Raw genomic sequence first — 16720 nt, forward strand, 5'->3', positions numbered from 1 at the left:
CTTATGCCAATAAAGCAAAAAGCCACCTATAAAGGTGGCCTCAGTGTCGTCCTTGGAGAAAGAGTACGAATTAACGTAGCGAGCTTATTTGACGCTCACGCTGCTGTAATTCTGCAATGTTGAACTGACGTACATCCAATGTCGCTAAGTCATTGCACTCTTTACATGAATGATGGCTTTTACCGTCAACGTATTCATGTTTGGTTAGCATGCTTGGTTTTTTGCACCAATCGCATACACCTTCGATCGTAAACATAGATTTCTCCCCACCCTAATAACTAGGTGTTATTTTCGGTGCGGATTATGACATGAATAACGGTAAATGGTTAACTATTTGTTACGTGGAATGGGAGGGTGATCGATTGCGTAGCCTTGTAATTTAAGACTTGTCTAAACTTGGAAATCTAATTGCTTGTATTTTGTAACTATTTGTTAACCTGTTTGAGTATGACTTTAAGTGCCTGGTTTAGGCGCTTCATCTCTTCTTCGCTGCCTTTTAGATCTGGGTGGTAAACTTTAGACAATTGCTTGTAGCGAAGTTTGATCTGTTTTTCATTAGGAATTTTGGCTGGATTAAAGCCAAACAGTGCGCAAGCGAGCGTGATAGGTTTATCTTGTGCGACTGATTGAGGTTTCGCAGTCGGCTTAGGCTGAGCTTGAAGCTTTTTAATATGGCGATACATCACCTCCATCTGACGCTTCTGTTGCTTTAAGGTGTCATCCTTACGTCGCAACTCCCTCTCAAGTTTAATTTGTTGTCTTTGAGCGTCTGAGTCGGTGCTGTCAGTATGTGCGCGAAGTGAACGGTTTGTGCGTAAAAGCCAGATGATGAGCGCGATACTCAGTGTGAGTAAACCGAGCAGAGCATAGATAGTTGTGCTTTGCGCTTGACCCTGATGGGCAATTGATTTGGCTTTCGGGCTTAGCTCTATATCTTGGTGGTCAAAAGCCACTTCTAATTGATCGATAGCGGCAACTTGCTTCGCTCTACGGTTGTTAAACTGCTGCTCAAGTACCCGAGCATAATCTTTCTCCGCATCTGGGTTTTCTTTAGCAGCTTGTTCATACCAAAGTTCGGCTAGATCAAGGTTATCTGGTTGTTCTTTAGCTTGTTCGTACAATTGGCCAAGTAGTAATGGGGCTTGCTTGTCACCAGATAGGGCGGCTTTGCTTAGCCAAAAAATCGCATTCTCAATATCTACTTTAGTGCCAAGGCCTTTATAGTAAGCGCGCCCTAGGTTTGCTGCGGCGGAATCACTCCCATTGTTTGCTGCTTGTTGGTACCAATAGAAAGCTTCTGAGCTAGACTGTTGAACACCTTGCCCTTGCGAGTATCTGTCAGCGAGCTCTAACTGAGCATGGACATTATTATTTTGTGCGCTTTGGGTGAGCTCTTCTACTGTTTGAGCAAAACTCACTGAAGAGTAAACAAGTAGTAGAAGGGATAGGATTCGCAAATCAGCCTCTAGTCACTAGGATAAAAGTGGTGGTATCTGCTAAGTATATCAATTGACCAGAAAAAATAGACAATTATTGTTTCGAATCGATATTAAGAATTCAAAAATGGCTTCCGAGGAAGCCATCTTCGCAACGATTTAGCTGTACTATTTTAGCGGTAAGATCTGAATTTCTACGCGTCGATTGCAAGCTCGACCTTCCGAAGTGCTGTTAGTACACAGCGGGTAACGCTCGCCATTACCGCGAGCAACTGCTCGTCCAGCTGCAACACCCTGTGAAACTAAATAAGAACGTACTGACTCAGCGCGACGCTCAGATAAAATTTGGTTGGTTGTGTCACTACCTGTACTGTCAGTGTGACCATCAATAACAAGGCTAGTATCTGGGTACTCGACCAAGATCCTTGCTACGCCGCGCAAGGTTTTATGAATACTAGAATCAAGTTGATAAGAGCTTGTCTGGAAGCCAATGCCGTTTTCTAGACGAAGCAGTAACTGATTTTCTCCAACGCGTTCTACTTGCACACCAGAGTCCATAAGTTCTTTGCGTAGTGCAGCTTCTTGTTGATCAAAGTAGTAACCGATACCGCCACCGACAGCGGCACCACCCGCAGCGCCGATCAGCGCGTGCTGTCGACGCTCTGTTGCATCATCACCAGTCGCTAAGCCAACAGCAGCACCTGCGATGGCACCGATAAGTGCGCCTTGGGTTGCTGAGTTGGTTTCGCTTTCGCCAGTGGTTGCGTTTTGGCGCTGTGTTGCTTGGCAGCCAGAAAGGGCTATTGCGATGGCTAAAGCAGCCGTAATCTTCTTCACGATAACATCTCCGTGTATCATTATTATTGCCAGACAAGGTCGGTCTGGATCTCGAATGCCATGAATTAAACCGATGGCATTCGTTATGTCAACGCGGAAAAGATTAATTTACTGAATATTAACGGTGGGTGAACAAAGCTTGCTCTATCTGAGCATTTTTGGTGCTTGTGCTCCGTCGATAGGGCGGTTAACTGAGACGGTACGACCTTTCTTCAAACCGACTTCATAATCTTCGGTCAAGTTCTTCATCGCTTCTCTAAGCTGCTGCTTAAATGTTTCGCGGTCGATGTTTTTAAACTCTTTATCGATGTAGTCGTCGATCTTCTTCGCTGAATCTTCATCAGGGCTGATGATCGGCAGCTTTTCTAAAGCCCCTTCAACCCAACCTGAAAGGAAAGAGTTGACGCGTCGGGTCACTTCAGTTGTCGGCGTGCCTGAACCGGCAAAACCATTACGGAAACGGCCAGTTTGCTCATTCATTTCACGATAGACGATATCAAACGCGAAGGCAGCGAAGATAGCGCGGTCAGCTTCACCAATGAACTCAACACGTTTTAAACCTTTGTGATTGAGCAATACGGCTTCGACGCCAAATTTGGTGTTAATGCCGCGAATAATTCTAAGCAGATTTGAACCAACGTTGGCTGGCAAGAGGTGAGTCGATTGGGTTTTGCCCATCTTGATAAACTCAATATCGTCTTTATCGAGGCCGTACTTAAGCATCAAGCGATGAGCCATCTTGATTGCATTCGCCGCTTCGTTAACGTTAGCAGAGTTACCAAGTTCTAAACATTTCGCAATTTTCTTAAGGGCTTTTTGTTTATCCATCGACCGCTTCAAATCTCACTAATTTAGCAAAGTCGGACATTTTACCGCTTTCTAGCAAAAAACGGAAATGATACCAATCACACCAATTATCTGCTCATTCTTGCTTGTTAAAACCGCTGATAACTGCGTTAAAGATTTTGTAGGTAGAACAACTAGCTAGCTGCAATCTTTGCCTTGTTCTAAGCGGTTTTTCCTACGCAATTTTCTGAACATCTAATTAATGCGATTGGTATGAGTTGTCGTTATAAGGCGATCAGTCAGGAGAATAGAAAATGCCATCGAACTGTCGATGGCATTGTATTGGTAAGATCGGGGTGAGGTTGCGTTAGATACCTAGTTCATCCAATAGGTCATTTGCGTTGGTGTCTTGTTTTTCTTCTTTTTTGTCGTTTTTCGCTTTCATCTTCTGCTGAGTTTGCTCCAAGATATCATCAGGGCATTCGTCTTCCGTCGCTTCAAACTCTTCTAACTGAATGAACTCCGTCTTGTCCATTGCTAGTTCTAAGTAGAAGATGTTGCCTTGCTCGGTAGAGAAGGTCACACGGCGTGCTTGAGGGCGGTCGAGATTGGTATCGACTGACAGATTCACTTGCTTATTCAAAGAAAGCATTTTTGGTTGGTTTTGCGTAATGTGTGTTTGAAGGTCTTTGCGAACTTGGTTAGTAAAGTGACCAACCAACTGGTTCATTAGTTCACCCAATACATCCGCCACTTCATCAGAAGTATGCAGAACCGCAAGCTCTTCATCAGGCATGCCCATGTTGCGCATATAGTTTGTGTACACTTCAAGCGCAGCTTTCGAAGTGAAGTTGATAACGACTAGACCTGAAAATCCACCATCAAACAGCACAAAGCAGCCGAAATCAGGCTTAAGGCTTGTTTTCGTAATCTTCTGTACCATTGCTGAATAGGAAATTTGCGAGCTTGTCGCAGAGGTTAAAACGCCAGAAACGGACTGGCACAATTTCAAAAGAATATCTTCTGTTGTGATGACTTTATTTTTTTTCATTGATGACTCGCTCATAAGAGACTCTTAAAGTTTCGTCCAATAACTCTAAGTGTGGGAAAAAAATGCGATAAGTTCCATTCTGACACTGCATTTCTGTTTTGATCACCCTTTTAAATGTTGTAAAGTGACCTGATTCAAATAATAGTTTTTAAACTGAAGTGAACCCACTGCTGATTGGATCAGCGTAGTAGGGGGCAGGAAGCAAATGTTACCAAGATTACATTCACAATCGGATGTTGATCCGATCGTACTCACCTTTCTCGAAGAACTTAAAACCGCTGGGTTCAGCGGCGATATCGAAAGCCAATTTTCTAGTCGCTTAGCTGTCGCGACTGATAACAGCGTTTACCAACAATTACCTCAAGCGGTTGTGCATCCAAAAACTACCGAAGATGTGTCACTCATAGGTAAGCTTAGTACTCAATCTCAGTACGAACGAATCAAATTTTCTCCTCGTGGAGGCGGTACAGGTACTAACGGTCAGTCCCTGACAAAAGGCATCGTAGTTGATCTGTCTCGCCATATGAATAAGGTTTTGGAGATCAATGAGGACGAAGGCTGGGTTCGCGTACAAACGGGTATTGTTAAGGATCAACTTAGCGATGCAATAAGACCGTTTGGCTACTTCTTCTCTCCAGATTTGTCGACCAGTAACCGCGCGACTTTGGGTGGGATGATTAACACCGATGCCTCTGGCCAAGGTTCACTAAAATACGGTAAAACATCGGATCATGTTCTCTCGTTGCAAGCCGTATTTGCTGATGGTTCATGCTTAGAGTCAGATTTATCGAAAGGCATGCCGCAGGAAGGCGAGTATGCATTTGAAGCATTTAGCGTTACCGAAAAGGTATGTCGCGAGAAACGCTCTCAAATTGAAGAGAAGTTTCCTCCGCTTAACCGATTTCTAACGGGTTACGATTTAAAAAACGCGCTCGATACCGATGCAGACAAGTTTGATTTAACCCGAGTGCTGTGTGGCGCGGAAGGTTCACTGGCGTTTATCACTGAAGCAAAACTGAACCTCACCCCAATCCCTAAAGCTCGAACTCTAGTTAATGTTAAGTACAACAGTTTTGACTCTGCACTGCGCAACGCTCCCTTTATGGTTGAAGCGAATGCGCTCTCAGTAGAAACTGTCGACTCTCGGGTACTGAACTTAGCCAAGCAAGATATTGTTTGGCACACAGTGAGTGACCTTTTAACCGACGTTCCCGGCAAAGATATGCAAGGGATCAATATGGTCGAATTTGCGGGTCAAGATGTACAGGAAATCGAGCAGCAGGTAAAAGCGTTAACTGCGCGCCTAGAAAGCATGCTAGAGAACAATGAAGCCGGCATCATCGGTTATCAAGTCTGTAGCGATGTTGCGAGTATCGGTCGTATTTACAATATGCGTAAAAAGGCCGTTGGCCTGCTAGGTGCAGCAAAAGGACGAGCGAAACCCGTCGCCTTTGCGGAAGACACCTGTGTTCCACCAGAAAACCTTGCCGACTTTATCGCGGAGTTCCGTGAACTGCTCGATGCGAAATCGTTGAACTACGGTATGTTTGGCCATGTTGATGCTGGTGTTCTCCATGTTCGCCCTGCGCTTGATCTATGCGATCCGAAACAAGAAAGCTTGATGCATGAAATTTCCGACGAAGTGGTTAAGCTGGTGGCGAAATACGGTGGCTTAATGTGGGGGGAGCACGGTAAAGGTTATCGTTCGGAGTATGGACCGGAGTTCTTCGGCGAAGAGCTGTTTACAGAGTTACGCAGAGTAAAAGCGGCTTTCGACCCTCACAATAAGATGAACCCAGGTAAGATTTGTACACCGCTTGAAAGCACAGAAGAGCTGGTGAAAGTCACTGATACCAAGCGTGGATATTACGATCGCCAGATCGATGTTCAAGTTCGAGATAGCTTTAAACAAGCCATGGAATGTAATGGTAATGGCTTGTGCTTTAACTACGATACTTCCTCTCCAATGTGTCCTTCAATGAAGGTGACAGCCGACCGACGACATTCGCCAAAAGGGCGAGCTGGTCTAGTTCGAGAGTGGCTTCGTCAATTAACTGAGCAAGGAATTGATATCCTTGATCTTGAAAAACAGGCACTGGAAGAAAGTTCATCAATCAAAACCATGATTGATCGCGTGCGTAACAATCTCAATAAGCGACATGAGTATGACTTTTCTCATGAAGTGTATGAGGCAATGAATGGCTGTCTAGCGTGTAAAGCGTGTGCGAGTCAGTGTCCAATCAAAGTGGATGTTCCAAGCTTCCGTTCTCGATTCCTCAATATCTATTACTCTCGATACCAACGTCCTGTTAAGGATTATTTGGTCGCAAACATTGAGTCTATGCTTCCTGTATTGGCGAAAGCACCGAAACTGGTTAACGGTGCGTTAAAGCAAAAGTGGGTGCAAGACTTAACTGCTAAGTCAGTAGGTTATGTTGATTCTCCGTTGCTTTCAATACCGACTTTAGCCAAGAGACTAACGTCACTTAAATCTTTTGATCTGCAAGATCTTGCCGCGCTATCAAAAGAAGACAAAACGAATCACGTTGTCATCGTTCAAGACCCATTTACTAGCTACTACGATGCGCAAGTTGTCGAAGATTTCGCTTCTTTGGTGACCAAGTTAGGCAAAACCCCGGTATTGCTACCATTTAAACCCAATGGTAAAGCGCAACATGTTAAAGGCTTCTTGAAACAATTCGCCGCAAATGCGAAAAGTACCGCTGCCTTTTTGCAGCAGGTAGCTGATATCGGTATCCCACTAGTCGGCGTAGACCCTGCTTTAGTGCTCTGTTATCGCGATGAGTACCAAGAGGTGTTGGGTGATAAGCGCGGTGATTTCCAAGTCCTTACTGTTCACGAATGGCTTGAGCCTAAGTTGAGCGAGATGGATAAGCAGCCATCAAATGGTCAAGAGCCTTGGTATCTATTTGCTCACTGCACCGAAAAAACTAAGATGCCAAATGCTGAAAAAGAGTGGGGAGCAATATTCGCTCACTTTGGGGCTCGACTCGATACAGTACCTGTTGGTTGTTGTGGTATGGCGGGGACTTTTGGTCATGAAGTCGATAAGCTGCAAATGTCGAAAGATATTTACGGATTGAGTTGGAAACCTCGACTGCAAGACTTACCTAAAGAGCGCTGCTTGATTACGGGCTACTCTTGTCGAAGCCAAGTCAAGCGTTTCGAAGATGTAAAGGTTAAGCATCCACTGCAAGCGCTATTGCAGATTATCTAAAATTAAATAGCTCAGCCCATTCGGCTGAGCTATTTTGTATAAAATGGCCCCCCATTTTTAAAGGAAGATCAATGGATAAGCTTGAAAGGAAGATCCCGCCTGTCGCTCTGTTTGTGCTGTTCTTTGTTGTGATTAATCATATTAGTCATGAATTCCTCACATTTAAAATCGGCTTGCTCCTCAACTCAATCATTTTTGGCGTGTGCTTTTTAGCGGCAGGCATTGTGGGCTTAGGTGGTGTGTATGAGTTCAAGCGCGCTAAAACGACGGTCAACCCAATCAAAGTCGAAAACGCTTCATCAGTGGTCGATTCAGGCATCTTCGGTTACAGCCGCAACCCAATGTATCTCGGCTTATTTCTGTTGCTAGTTGGCTTCGCTTATTGGCAACAAAACCTACTCGCGATTGTAATTAGCTTCGGCTTTGTCTGGTATATGAATCGTTTTCAAATTCTACCCGAAGAACGGGCTTTAGAGTCTCTGTTTGGTGCTGAATATTTAGACTATAAACAGCGAGTTAGGCGCTGGATTTAGAATTTTCATCGTTCTCGATGTGGCTCGCGCAGAGGAGCAGGGCATAGGTTTTGATGCTTGTGCTAGAAATCGATGGCTGATTTAAAACAAGCCGAGAAGCAAGTCTCAATTGCTTTCCCTAAGTAACCCGTCAGTTTGGCGGCATGAAAAAGGCATCTTCGGATGCCTTTTTAGTATTTGGTATTCTTGTTTAAACAAACACGCTACGCCCTTAGTTTAGACGTAGCATGTGATTTTTAACTTTAAAAATCTAAGTCATCAATAATTTGCTCATCAACCAAATTAGCTAGGGTTACTTTTAGCTTAGGTGTTCTTTCCATTTCGCGCTTAATGGCAAAGTTGGCCTCTTCATTGCGAGCCCAGCTACGTCTAGCGATGCCGTTGTTCACATCAAATAACAGCATGGATTGAAGCTTGCGCTCTGCGTCACTGCTACCATCAAGCAGCATACCAAAGCCGCCGTTGATTACTTCACCCCAACCTACGCCACCACCGTTATGGATTGAAACCCAAGTGGCACCACGGAAGCTATCGCCAATCACATTGTGAATGGCCATGTCTGCAGTAAAGCGACTACCGTCATAAATATTTGATGTCTCTCTAAATGGAGAGTCTGTACCACTGACATCATGATGATCTCGTCCTAGGACTACAGGGCCAATTTCGCCTCGATTAATGGCATCATTAAAGGCTTTTGCAATTTCCATTCTACCTTGAGCATCGGCATACAGGATCCTTGCTTGTGAGCCTACGACTAACTTATTGGCTTTAGCGTCATTGATCCAAGTAATATTGTCCTGCATCTGTTGTTGGATCTCAGCAGGGGAGCTTTGCATAATATTACTTAAAACTTGTGCTGCTATTTCATCTGTTTTGTCGAGATCTTCCGGTTTACCTGAAGTACAAACCCAGCGGAAAGGACCAAAGCCATAGTCAAAGCACATTGGCCCCAAAATATCCTGCACGTAAGAAGGGTACTTAAAATCAATACCGTTTGTTGCCATAACATCAGCGCCTGCACGTGAGGCTTCTAACAAGAAGGCATTACCATAGTCAAAGAAGTAAGTTCCCTTCTCAGTATGCTTGTTGACGGCAGCGCCATGGCGTCTTAATGTCGCTTGTACTTTTTCTTTGAATACTTCAGGTTCCTCTCTAATCAAACGATTAGACTCTTCGTAGCTAATATCAACTGGATAGTAGCCGCCAGACCAAGGATTATGCAGTGACGTTTGGTCTGAGCCTAAGTGAACAAAGATCTCTTCTTCTAGGAACGATTCCCAAACCTCAACCACGTTACCGATATAGGCAATAGAGACGACCTCTTCGTTAGCCTGTGCTACTCTGACGCGCTTAATCAGCTCAGGCATATTATCGATGAGTTCATCAACCCAGCCTTGTTGGTGTCGTTTAGTCGCAGCATTGGGGTTAACTTCGGCACAAACAGTAATACACTTAGCAATGTTACCTGCTTTGGGTTGTGCGCCACTCATGCCACCTAAACCAGCGGTAAGGAATATTTTGCCCTTGGCTTGTTCGCCCGTCTTTAACACTTTACGGAAAGCGTTCATAACGGTAATCGTTGTGCCATGAACAATCCCTTGAGGGCCAATATACATAAATGAACCGGCTGTCATTTGACCATATTGAGTCACGCCCAACGCATTAAATTTTTCCCAATCGTCCGGCTTAGAGTAGTTCGGGATCATCATACCGTTGGTGACGACAACACGAGGGGCTTCTGGCGAAGAAGGGAATAACCCCATTGGATGGCCTGAGTACAGGTGCAAGGTTTGATCGCTCTCCATCTCACTCAGGTATTTCATGGCTAACAGGTATTGCGCCCAGTTTTGAAAAACAGCCCCATTGCCACCATAAGTGATAAGCTCTTCGGGGTGTTGGGCAACAGCTGGATCAAGGTTGTTATCGATCATCAACATAATGGCGGCAGCTTGCTGGCATTTTGCTGGATAGTCGCTTATTGCTCGCGCTTTCATTAAGTAATTTGGCTTAAAGCGATACATATAAATGCGGCCAAAGGCATTTAACTCTTGCGCAAATTCATGTGCAAGCTCTTGGTGCCATGCCTTGGGAAAGTACCTAAGGGCATTGCGAATGGCGAGTTGTTTCTCTTCTGTGCTGAGAATATCTTTGCGCTTGGGAGCACGGTTAACATTGACCGGATAAGTTTTTGCCGGTGGCAGCTGCTCAGGGATCCCCTGTTTAATTTGTTCTTGAAAGCTGAGTTCAAAAGTCATCATTTACTCCAAAATTAAGCGTCAAAACTCACAGTGAAAGCTTGAGATTTCACTAGTTCCACCATCGCGTCGATATCCGGTTTTAATAGCCTATCTTCTTCGAGCTTAGCGACTTTAGTGCGGATCAATTCGAAGTTTTTCTCAATAAGATCAGAGCAACGATTAGGTCTTCTGAATTCCAGAGCTTGAGCGGCATACATCAGCTCAATGGCAAGAATCTTATCCAGATTGCCTAAGATCTGATTGAGTTTTCTGCCTGAGATACTGCCCATTGAAACATGGTCTTCTTGGCCCATTGAGGTAGGTACGCTATCCGCCGATGGAGGGAAACAGAGTGACTTGTTTTCTGTTACTAGCGCTGCTGTTGCATATTGAGGGATCATCATGCCTGAATTGAGACCACCTGCTACAGTCAATAGGCGCGGTAAACCATGAAGCCCTTCTAATAAAAGATAACAACGACGATCAGCAATATTGCCAAGTTCTGCAGCCGCAATCGCCGCATAATCGAGAACCATAGCTAGTGGTTGTCCATGGAAGCTGCCTCCAGAAATGGCTTCTTCGCTACTGATGACGATCGGATTGTCGGTCACTGAGTTCATCTCGATTTCAACAAGTTCTTCTAAGTGATAGTAGGCATTACGAGAAGCGCCGTGAACTTGCGGAATACAACGCAGCGAATAAGGGTCTTGCACGCGACCACAGTTACCATGAGAGGCCATGTTTTGAGAATCTTTAAGCAGCCTTCTCATACGCGCAGCGACTTCTAAGTTGCCAACAAAGGCTCGCGTTTGGTGTAATTCGTCTCTGAACGGCGATTCACTACCTTGCATACCTTCGATGCTCATAGCGCCAGCGACGTCTGCAAGATCTAACAGGTAACGCATTTTAGTTAATGCTGTAATGGCGTGGGATAGAATAAACTGAGTACCATTAATTAAGGCTAAACCTTCTTTTGCATGCAGCTCCAATGGCTCTAAGCCATTGGCCTCAAGTACAGCCTTGGCAGACTTTATCTGATCATCCTGCCAGAATTCACCTTCACCTATTAGTGGCAAAAAGAGGTGTGATAGAGGCGCTAAATCGCCAGATGCACCCACAGAGCCCTGTTCAGGTACCACCGGAATGAGGTCCAATTCGAGGAAAGTAAGCATACGCTCTACCACTTCCAAGCGTATACCAGAGAAACCTTGGCTAAGGGCATGAACTTTGGTGATTAGCATTAACTTAGAAATTGCTTTTTCGATCGGTTCACCGACACCAACCGCATGGGTGATAAGCAGATTTTTTTGTAGTAAATGCGTTTCTTGTGGTGATATCTGAGTATCGCACAGCGGCCCAAAACCGGTGTTAATGCCATAAATTGCTTTATCAGAGTTGGCCATCTTATCTACATTGGCACGGCTGACATTAATTTTTGTTAAGGCTTCAGGGCACAGTTTTGCTTTGATGTGTCCATTCGCGATGCCGTTTACAGTATCAAGATCTAAACGATCAACACCGTATCTAAACGTCATGGTAAGGCTCCTTGTGGTTCACGTTATCCAGACAAACAGAGGGCTAGGGCGCTATCTTGCGCCTATCATTGCCACTGAGTTCTGGGTAGTTATTTTTCGGAGAAAGCGTTCGCAATGTCCCAGCAAAGACGAGCGGCTAACCGGGCGGTTTGGCTGTCTACGTCATAGGTCGGGTTGTACTCTGCGATATCTGCGATCACCAGTTTTTGTTTGTAATGTAAGATTCTGTCGATAAAAGGAGCGAGTATATCTATGCTGACTCCTCTGGCTGCTGGCGCGCTAACGCCGGGAGCGGTTGCAGCTGGGAAAACATCTAAATCAATGGTGAGATAGATGTAATCGCAGTTGTCGATAAAGTGCTGCAACTGAGTAAGGTGATAATTATGATTTAAGTGCGCCAGGTCTTTGTCTTCGATATACCAAACGCCAAGTTCGTCAGCGCGTTGGAAAAGAGCCTCGGTATTGCTTGCTCGGCTGACACCTAGGCAGGCGTAATGGAATGGCCAGTCTTTTTTGGCGCAGTAGTGCTGAATCTGATTAAACGGTGTCCCCGAGCTAGGTTTGATTTCCGTCTGCTCACTCTCAAACGCTCTTAAGTCGAAATGAGCGTCAAAGTTAATGATGCCAATCTTTGGCGGCTTCGCAGGATTAAGGTACTCAAAATATTGCGCCAAGCCCTGAAATGATGCCCATGCAACTTCATGACCTCCACCTAAAGTGATAACCGGTGTGGATTTAAGCGCTGTTGTAATCACGTTGGCACAGTGAGATTGGCTTTGTTCTAGTTGGTCGTCATCGCAGACAACGTTGCCCAGATCAATCAATGCACTTTCTCTATGCCAAGCCATGTTTGCCAGTGCGCGGCGAATCAAATCTGGCGCTCTTTTCGCACCAATGCGCCCTTTGTTACGTGCAACTCCCGCATCACTGCAGAAACCAAGCAAGCTAACGGCATTTCGATAGGGCTGAAGCTCATCGACTTGGATCTGTTTGATGACATGATGGACACGCTTTCCTAACGCACCATCTTCTACATCGTGACGACCTTGCCAATGAAATTCTTGGTTGGTGGTTAATTGATTAGACATGATCGAGCTCTCCAGCGACAAGGCGCGCCGATAATCTTGGCGCACCTTGGAAATAGCTAAACTCGGCAGGGTGAGTCACATCCCAGATTGCGAGATCAGCATCAAACCCTTGTTTTATCTGACCTCTGTTCTCACCAAAACCGATGGCTTGAGCTGCATGATTGGTTACGCCACGTAAGGTTTCTTCTGGTGTTAATCCAAATAACGTGCAACCCATATTCATCATCATAGTCAAGTCTGCAAATGGTGATGTGCCAGGGTTCAAATCAGTCGCAATTGCCATTGGTATTTTGTGCTGACGTAGTAACTCTATAGGCGGTAACTGTGTCTCTCTTAGAAAGTAGAATGCACCGGGAAGCAGAGTGGCTACGGTATTCGACTGAGCCAACGCAAGAACGCCATTTTCATCTAAAAACTCGATGTGATCAGCGGATAAACCATTGTATTTTGCAGTCAACGCCGTGCCACCTAAATTAGACAGTTGCTCGGTGTGTCCTTTAATTGCCAGTCCATTATCAATCGCAGCTTGATAGACTTTTTCCGTTTGAGCCAAATTGAAACCGATAGACTCACAGAAAACATCGACACTCGTCGCGAGATTCTCTTGGGCGGCCGCAGGGATTATCTCTTGGCAGACCAGTTCAATGTAATTGTCAGCGCGACCTGAATACTCAGGGGGAAGAGCGTGTGCGGCCAGTAACGTTGTAGAGACACGGATCTTTCTGTGTGCTTCCAACGCCTTCGCTGCCCGAAGCATTTTAAGTTCGTCATTAAGGGTCAATCCATAACCAGATTTCACTTCGACCGAAGTGACACCGGATTGAATTAGGCCGTCCAAACGTGGTAATGCCAATTCCGTGAGTTGTTGTTCACTTGCTTCACGAGTCGCACGTACTGTAGAGAGAATGCCACCGCCTTGTTTTGCGATTTCTTGATACGGAACACCTTGGAGGCGCTTTTCGAATTCGTCGGCGCGGCTGCCTGCGAAGATCAGGTGGGTATGGCAATCAATAAAGCCCGGAGTGACGAGCTTACCTTTACAGTCATAGCAGTTAACAGAAGTGCTTAGCTCACTGCTTAACGGTTCTTGCGTAATCGACTGAATGCGTCCGTCTTTGATATAGATATTGCAAAGCGGTGACACTGAGTAACCGTCGCTCCCTTCAGTCATTGAGACTATCTTTGCATTTACTAATATCAAGTCGCTTGTAAGGCTCATAATCTATACTCGAATTTAAATGTATATACAAATATAGGTTCAAGTATAGATTTTGATCAAGTCTAATGTTGCGAAAATGTGATCAGTAAAAAGTATGAAATGCTATATCAAAGAAGAACTTTAGAGCTTAATTTGTATCTAGCCCCAGGATGATAGAGTAATGCAGTGCTAACAAGCTTATCTTCACTCCATGTACGTCGATTAAGCAGCAAACACGGCTCATTGACTCCTAGGCGAAGTGCAGAACGCACGGATTCATCTGCGACAATGGCCTCGACGGTGTGTTCAATAGCACTTAACGGGCAGTTTTCAGAAAGATATTGGTTGGGTGTGATTTGTGAAAAATCTTGCTGCAGGTAGCTAGGAGCGTAGCTTGCATTTACCCAGCGAATTTCTAGCTGAATAGGGGATTTGTCTTCAAAGTGAATGATTTCACTGTAGAAAACTGAACTTCCCAACATGACGCCCAACTTCATTGCAACATTGTCATCAGCAGAAAGGGCGACTTGCTTGATAACCTTACTGCTGTAGGATTTACCTCGTTGTTCAACTTCTTTAGCGATATTGCGGATATCAAGAAGAGGGGATTCTGCTTTATCATCAGGTGCGCAAACAAAGGTGCCTAAACGTGGTCGCCTCACTAATCTACCTTCAGACACCAAATCTCGAATCGCCTTATTTACCGTCATCCTACTCACGTTAAACTGCTTGGTCAGTTCAAGTTCAGTAGTAATTCGATGACCGACAGGCCAAAAACCCTGCTCGATTTGTTCAGTGATGTAAGTTTTGATCTGTAAGTAAAGAGGCGAATTGCTCATAATGTTCTGACTTCTTATTTGACTATACAAATGGTTATACATTTAGTGGATAAATGCAAGGTTCTAGGCAGTATGTGACCCTAAATTGGCGAGTTTCGCACGTTTTTAATCAGACTTAGCCACAAAGGTCTTGCTATATAGTTGGCAACAAGCAAAATCATCAATGCAATAGAATCATAAGGATAAAATATGTTTGGAAAGTTAAAAGCTTCATTAGGAATTGGCGCGGCAAAAGTAGACACAGTGCTAGAAAGTATGACTGTCTTTCAGGGAGATACACTGAGGGGAACCGTACATATTCAAGGCGGTGATGTGGAGCAGCAGATCGACGCGATCAATCTAAAGCTGTGTACCGAGATGAAAGTAGAGAGCGACGAAAGCACCAGCTACCAAGATTTCATCTTAGCTAAGCTTCAAGCTGTTCAGCCATTTGTTATCCAACCTAATGAGACTAAACAGGTTCCTTTTGAATTGCGCTTGGACGACGAGACTCCAATCACAGCATTGAATGCTCTGAAGAATCAATGTCATGTTTGGTTAGAAACAACGTTAGACATCGATTTTGCGATTGACCCTAAAGACCGTGATTTTGTTGAAGTCAAACCATTGCCTGTGGTTGCCAAGATACTATCTGCTATCGAGCAAGCAGGATTTGGTATGGTTAAAGCGGATGTTGAAAAAGGTTTCTTACGTGGTGGTAACTTCTCTTCGAAATCAGGTTGCTATCAGGAAATTGAGTTCCGTAATAGTGGCTTTATTAACAAAAAAGAGATCGAACTGTCGTTTATTCTTGATGGTGGGGTTGTGCACTGTTTAGCAGAGGTAGATCGCTCGCTAAGTATGCGTGGCGACCAGTACATCTCTTTTTCGTTGAATCGAAATGCCCCTGATTCGGAGGTAGCTGCAGCGGTCAACCGCATTCTTTCGGTTTAAACGGCTGAGCCAAAGCGATAGCGGAACGCAACGCCAAAAGCGATGTCGGTACTGTTATCCGCGTGGAACATGTTCTCCACCAAGGTAATTTCAACCGCTGCATTTTTGAGTGTATAGCGGTAGCCGTAGGTAAACTCGGTGGAGGGTTTTGAAAATTCTCCGCCATCATCCAATAGGCCTTGATGCGAAGCTAGCTGACCAATAAAAGTATGATTTTCAAACCACTCATAGCGATAGCTGATGCCAATTGTCCATGTAGAATCACGGTAGGGCATTTGAGTAAAGTCTGTGGGAGTGTCTCTAAATGTTAAAGCAGCGGTAGCGTCCAGTGCATGCTTTTCTCGCACGTAACCATAATTCACCTGTATGCTCTGCTCAAAATCTGACGCGCTGAAGAGGCCATTGTCGGTGTCGTTGTAGTAGAGTGACAAACCTACGGATACACCATGATGGTCATTCGCAAACGCTTGATACTGTACATACCCTGTCACAGCGCTGCTCAAAGTTTTGCTACGAAACCCTTCCTCTTGTACGCCGTACTCTGGCATATCGATAACAAATCGGTTCCGCTCTACGTCTTGACGTCCATTTTGGTCAATACCGACAAAATCATGAAAGGCAATAGTGGGTTTATCTAGATGGTTGTTGGCAGCAAAGTTCCAACGATATTGGAGGTCGATTTGCCAATTTGTGTCAAGTTGCCATTTGCTACCAATCGCAATCTGGTTTTGGTAATAATCGAGTTCATAGGTGGCAGTCACTGCCCAAATACTGGAAATGGTTCCTGAGCCATAAACTTCATATTCATTGCTGTCTAAAGAGAATCCAGAGCGTAGCTGGGGGGAGTGGACATTGGTATGAAGAGGCGACTGTGTATAGCTTTGTAGAGGTCCGTATCCATCATCGGCTGAGGCATGATTTATCGTTAGCAAAACGATCATGCTGATCAAGAACCAGAGCTTCCCTCCCATTGTCGCCTCCAACTATATTATTATCTATTTGATAGAAA

The 16720-nt window shown here is 44.8% G+C and carries 14 protein-coding genes; 3 read left to right on the forward strand and 11 right to left on the reverse strand.

All coding sequences use genetic code 11. The annotated features are described in order from the left end of the window. Window positions 1–70 precede the first annotated feature (70 nt). The 5 genes from LYZ37_RS06335 to LYZ37_RS06355 form a co-directional block, all read right to left on the reverse strand. The gene (locus LYZ37_RS06335) at window positions 71–256 is read right to left on the reverse strand and encodes a hypothetical protein (protein ID WP_069666168.1); all 186 of its coding nucleotides are present in this window, start codon (window positions 254–256) and stop codon (window positions 71–73) included. A gap of 169 nt (window positions 257–425) precedes the next feature. Further along, window positions 426–1457: a J domain-containing protein gene (locus tag LYZ37_RS06340; RefSeq protein WP_272786945.1), complete on the reverse strand. Its 1032-nt coding sequence runs from the start codon at window positions 1455–1457 to the stop codon at window positions 426–428. A gap of 147 nt (window positions 1458–1604) precedes the next feature. Next, window positions 1605–2273 (reverse strand): OmpA family protein, encoded by a 669-nt coding sequence (locus LYZ37_RS06345; protein WP_272786946.1) that lies wholly within the window; start codon window positions 2271–2273, stop codon window positions 1605–1607. Between the two features lie 144 nt (window positions 2274–2417). Further along, window positions 2418–3101, reverse strand: coding sequence for a DUF2786 domain-containing protein (locus LYZ37_RS06350; protein ID WP_272786947.1), 684 nt, complete (start codon window positions 3099–3101; stop codon window positions 2418–2420). Between the two features lie 325 nt (window positions 3102–3426). Continuing rightward, a complete protein-coding gene (locus tag LYZ37_RS06355) occupies window positions 3427–4110 on the reverse strand; it encodes a DUF3334 family protein (protein ID WP_272786948.1) in 684 nt (227 codons plus the stop codon). Between the two features lie 205 nt (window positions 4111–4315). Between LYZ37_RS06355 and ydiJ the strand changes: the two genes are divergently transcribed. Together ydiJ and LYZ37_RS06365 are read left to right on the forward strand one after the other, a co-directional pair. Continuing rightward, window positions 4316–7348, forward strand: coding sequence for a D-2-hydroxyglutarate dehydrogenase YdiJ (gene ydiJ / locus LYZ37_RS06360; protein ID WP_272786949.1), 3033 nt, complete (start codon window positions 4316–4318; stop codon window positions 7346–7348). A gap of 71 nt (window positions 7349–7419) precedes the next feature. Then, on the forward strand, window positions 7420–7881 hold the full coding sequence (locus LYZ37_RS06365; protein WP_272786950.1) for a methyltransferase family protein: 462 nt from the start codon (window positions 7420–7422) through the stop codon (window positions 7879–7881). A gap of 242 nt (window positions 7882–8123) precedes the next feature. On the opposite strand, the gene LYZ37_RS06370 is transcribed toward LYZ37_RS06365, so the two are convergent. The 5 genes from LYZ37_RS06370 to hutC form a co-directional block, all read right to left on the reverse strand. Further along, the gene (locus tag LYZ37_RS06370; protein WP_272786951.1) at window positions 8124–10136 is read right to left on the reverse strand and encodes a urocanate hydratase; all 2013 of its coding nucleotides are present in this window, start codon (window positions 10134–10136) and stop codon (window positions 8124–8126) included. Window positions 10137–10150: 14 nt separating this feature from the next. After that, a complete protein-coding gene (hutH, locus tag LYZ37_RS06375) occupies window positions 10151–11653 on the reverse strand; it encodes a histidine ammonia-lyase (RefSeq protein ID WP_272786952.1) in 1503 nt (500 codons plus the stop codon). 89 nt (window positions 11654–11742) lie between these two features. Continuing rightward, window positions 11743–12741, reverse strand: a complete 999-nt coding sequence (gene hutG, locus LYZ37_RS06380; RefSeq protein ID WP_272786953.1) for a formimidoylglutamase — start codon at window positions 12739–12741, stop codon at window positions 11743–11745. Beyond that, complete coding sequence (gene hutI, locus LYZ37_RS06385) at window positions 12734–13912, reverse strand: imidazolonepropionase (RefSeq protein WP_272786954.1); 1179 nt, start codon at window positions 13910–13912, stop codon at window positions 12734–12736. The genes hutG and hutI overlap by 8 nt, the downstream gene beginning before the upstream one ends. A 155-nt stretch (window positions 13913–14067) precedes the next feature. After that, window positions 14068–14778 (reverse strand): histidine utilization repressor, encoded by a 711-nt coding sequence (gene hutC / locus LYZ37_RS06390; protein ID WP_171324115.1) that lies wholly within the window; start codon window positions 14776–14778, stop codon window positions 14068–14070. Window positions 14779–14967: 189 nt separating this feature from the next. Between hutC and LYZ37_RS06395 the strand changes: the two genes are divergently transcribed. Beyond that, window positions 14968–15711, forward strand: coding sequence for a sporulation protein (locus LYZ37_RS06395; protein ID WP_272786955.1), 744 nt, complete (start codon window positions 14968–14970; stop codon window positions 15709–15711). Here the strand turns inward: LYZ37_RS06395 and LYZ37_RS06400 are convergent. Beyond that, a complete protein-coding gene (locus LYZ37_RS06400; protein ID WP_272786956.1) occupies window positions 15708–16682 on the reverse strand; it encodes a DUF3187 family protein in 975 nt (324 codons plus the stop codon). The two genes, LYZ37_RS06395 and LYZ37_RS06400, sit on opposite strands and share 4 nt — an antisense overlap. Window positions 16683–16720 lie beyond the last annotated feature (38 nt).

Source organism: Vibrio tubiashii, assembly GCF_028551255.1.
GTDB lineage: Bacteria > Pseudomonadota > Gammaproteobacteria > Enterobacterales > Vibrionaceae > Vibrio > Vibrio tubiashii_B.

Coding starts and splice junctions, on each gene's coding strand:
- LYZ37_RS06365 (WP_272786950.1), top strand. CDS start 7,420: ATGGATAAGCTTGAAAGGAAGATCCCGCCTGTCGCTCTGTTTGTGCTG.
- hutI (WP_272786954.1), bottom strand. CDS start 13,912: ATGACTGAAGGGAGCGACGGTTACTCAGTGTCACCGCTTTGCAATATC.
- LYZ37_RS06400 (WP_272786956.1), bottom strand. CDS start 16,682: ATGGGAGGGAAGCTCTGGTTCTTGATCAGCATGATCGTTTTGCTAACG.
- LYZ37_RS06355 (WP_272786948.1), bottom strand. CDS start 4,110: ATGAAAAAAAATAAAGTCATCACAACAGAAGATATTCTTTTGAAATTG.
- LYZ37_RS06350 (WP_272786947.1), bottom strand. CDS start 3,101: ATGGATAAACAAAAAGCCCTTAAGAAAATTGCGAAATGTTTAGAACTT.
- LYZ37_RS06370 (WP_272786951.1), bottom strand. CDS start 10,136: ATGACTTTTGAACTCAGCTTTCAAGAACAAATTAAACAGGGGATCCCT.
- LYZ37_RS06335 (WP_069666168.1), bottom strand. CDS start 256: ATGTTTACGATCGAAGGTGTATGCGATTGGTGCAAAAAACCAAGCATG.
- LYZ37_RS06395 (WP_272786955.1), top strand. CDS start 14,968: ATGTTTGGAAAGTTAAAAGCTTCATTAGGAATTGGCGCGGCAAAAGTA.
- ydiJ (WP_272786949.1), top strand. CDS start 4,316: ATGTTACCAAGATTACATTCACAATCGGATGTTGATCCGATCGTACTC.
- hutC (WP_171324115.1), bottom strand. CDS start 14,778: ATGAGCAATTCGCCTCTTTACTTACAGATCAAAACTTACATCACTGAA.
- hutG (WP_272786953.1), bottom strand. CDS start 12,741: ATGTCTAATCAATTAACCACCAACCAAGAATTTCATTGGCAAGGTCGT.
- hutH (WP_272786952.1), bottom strand. CDS start 11,653: ATGACGTTTAGATACGGTGTTGATCGTTTAGATCTTGATACTGTAAAC.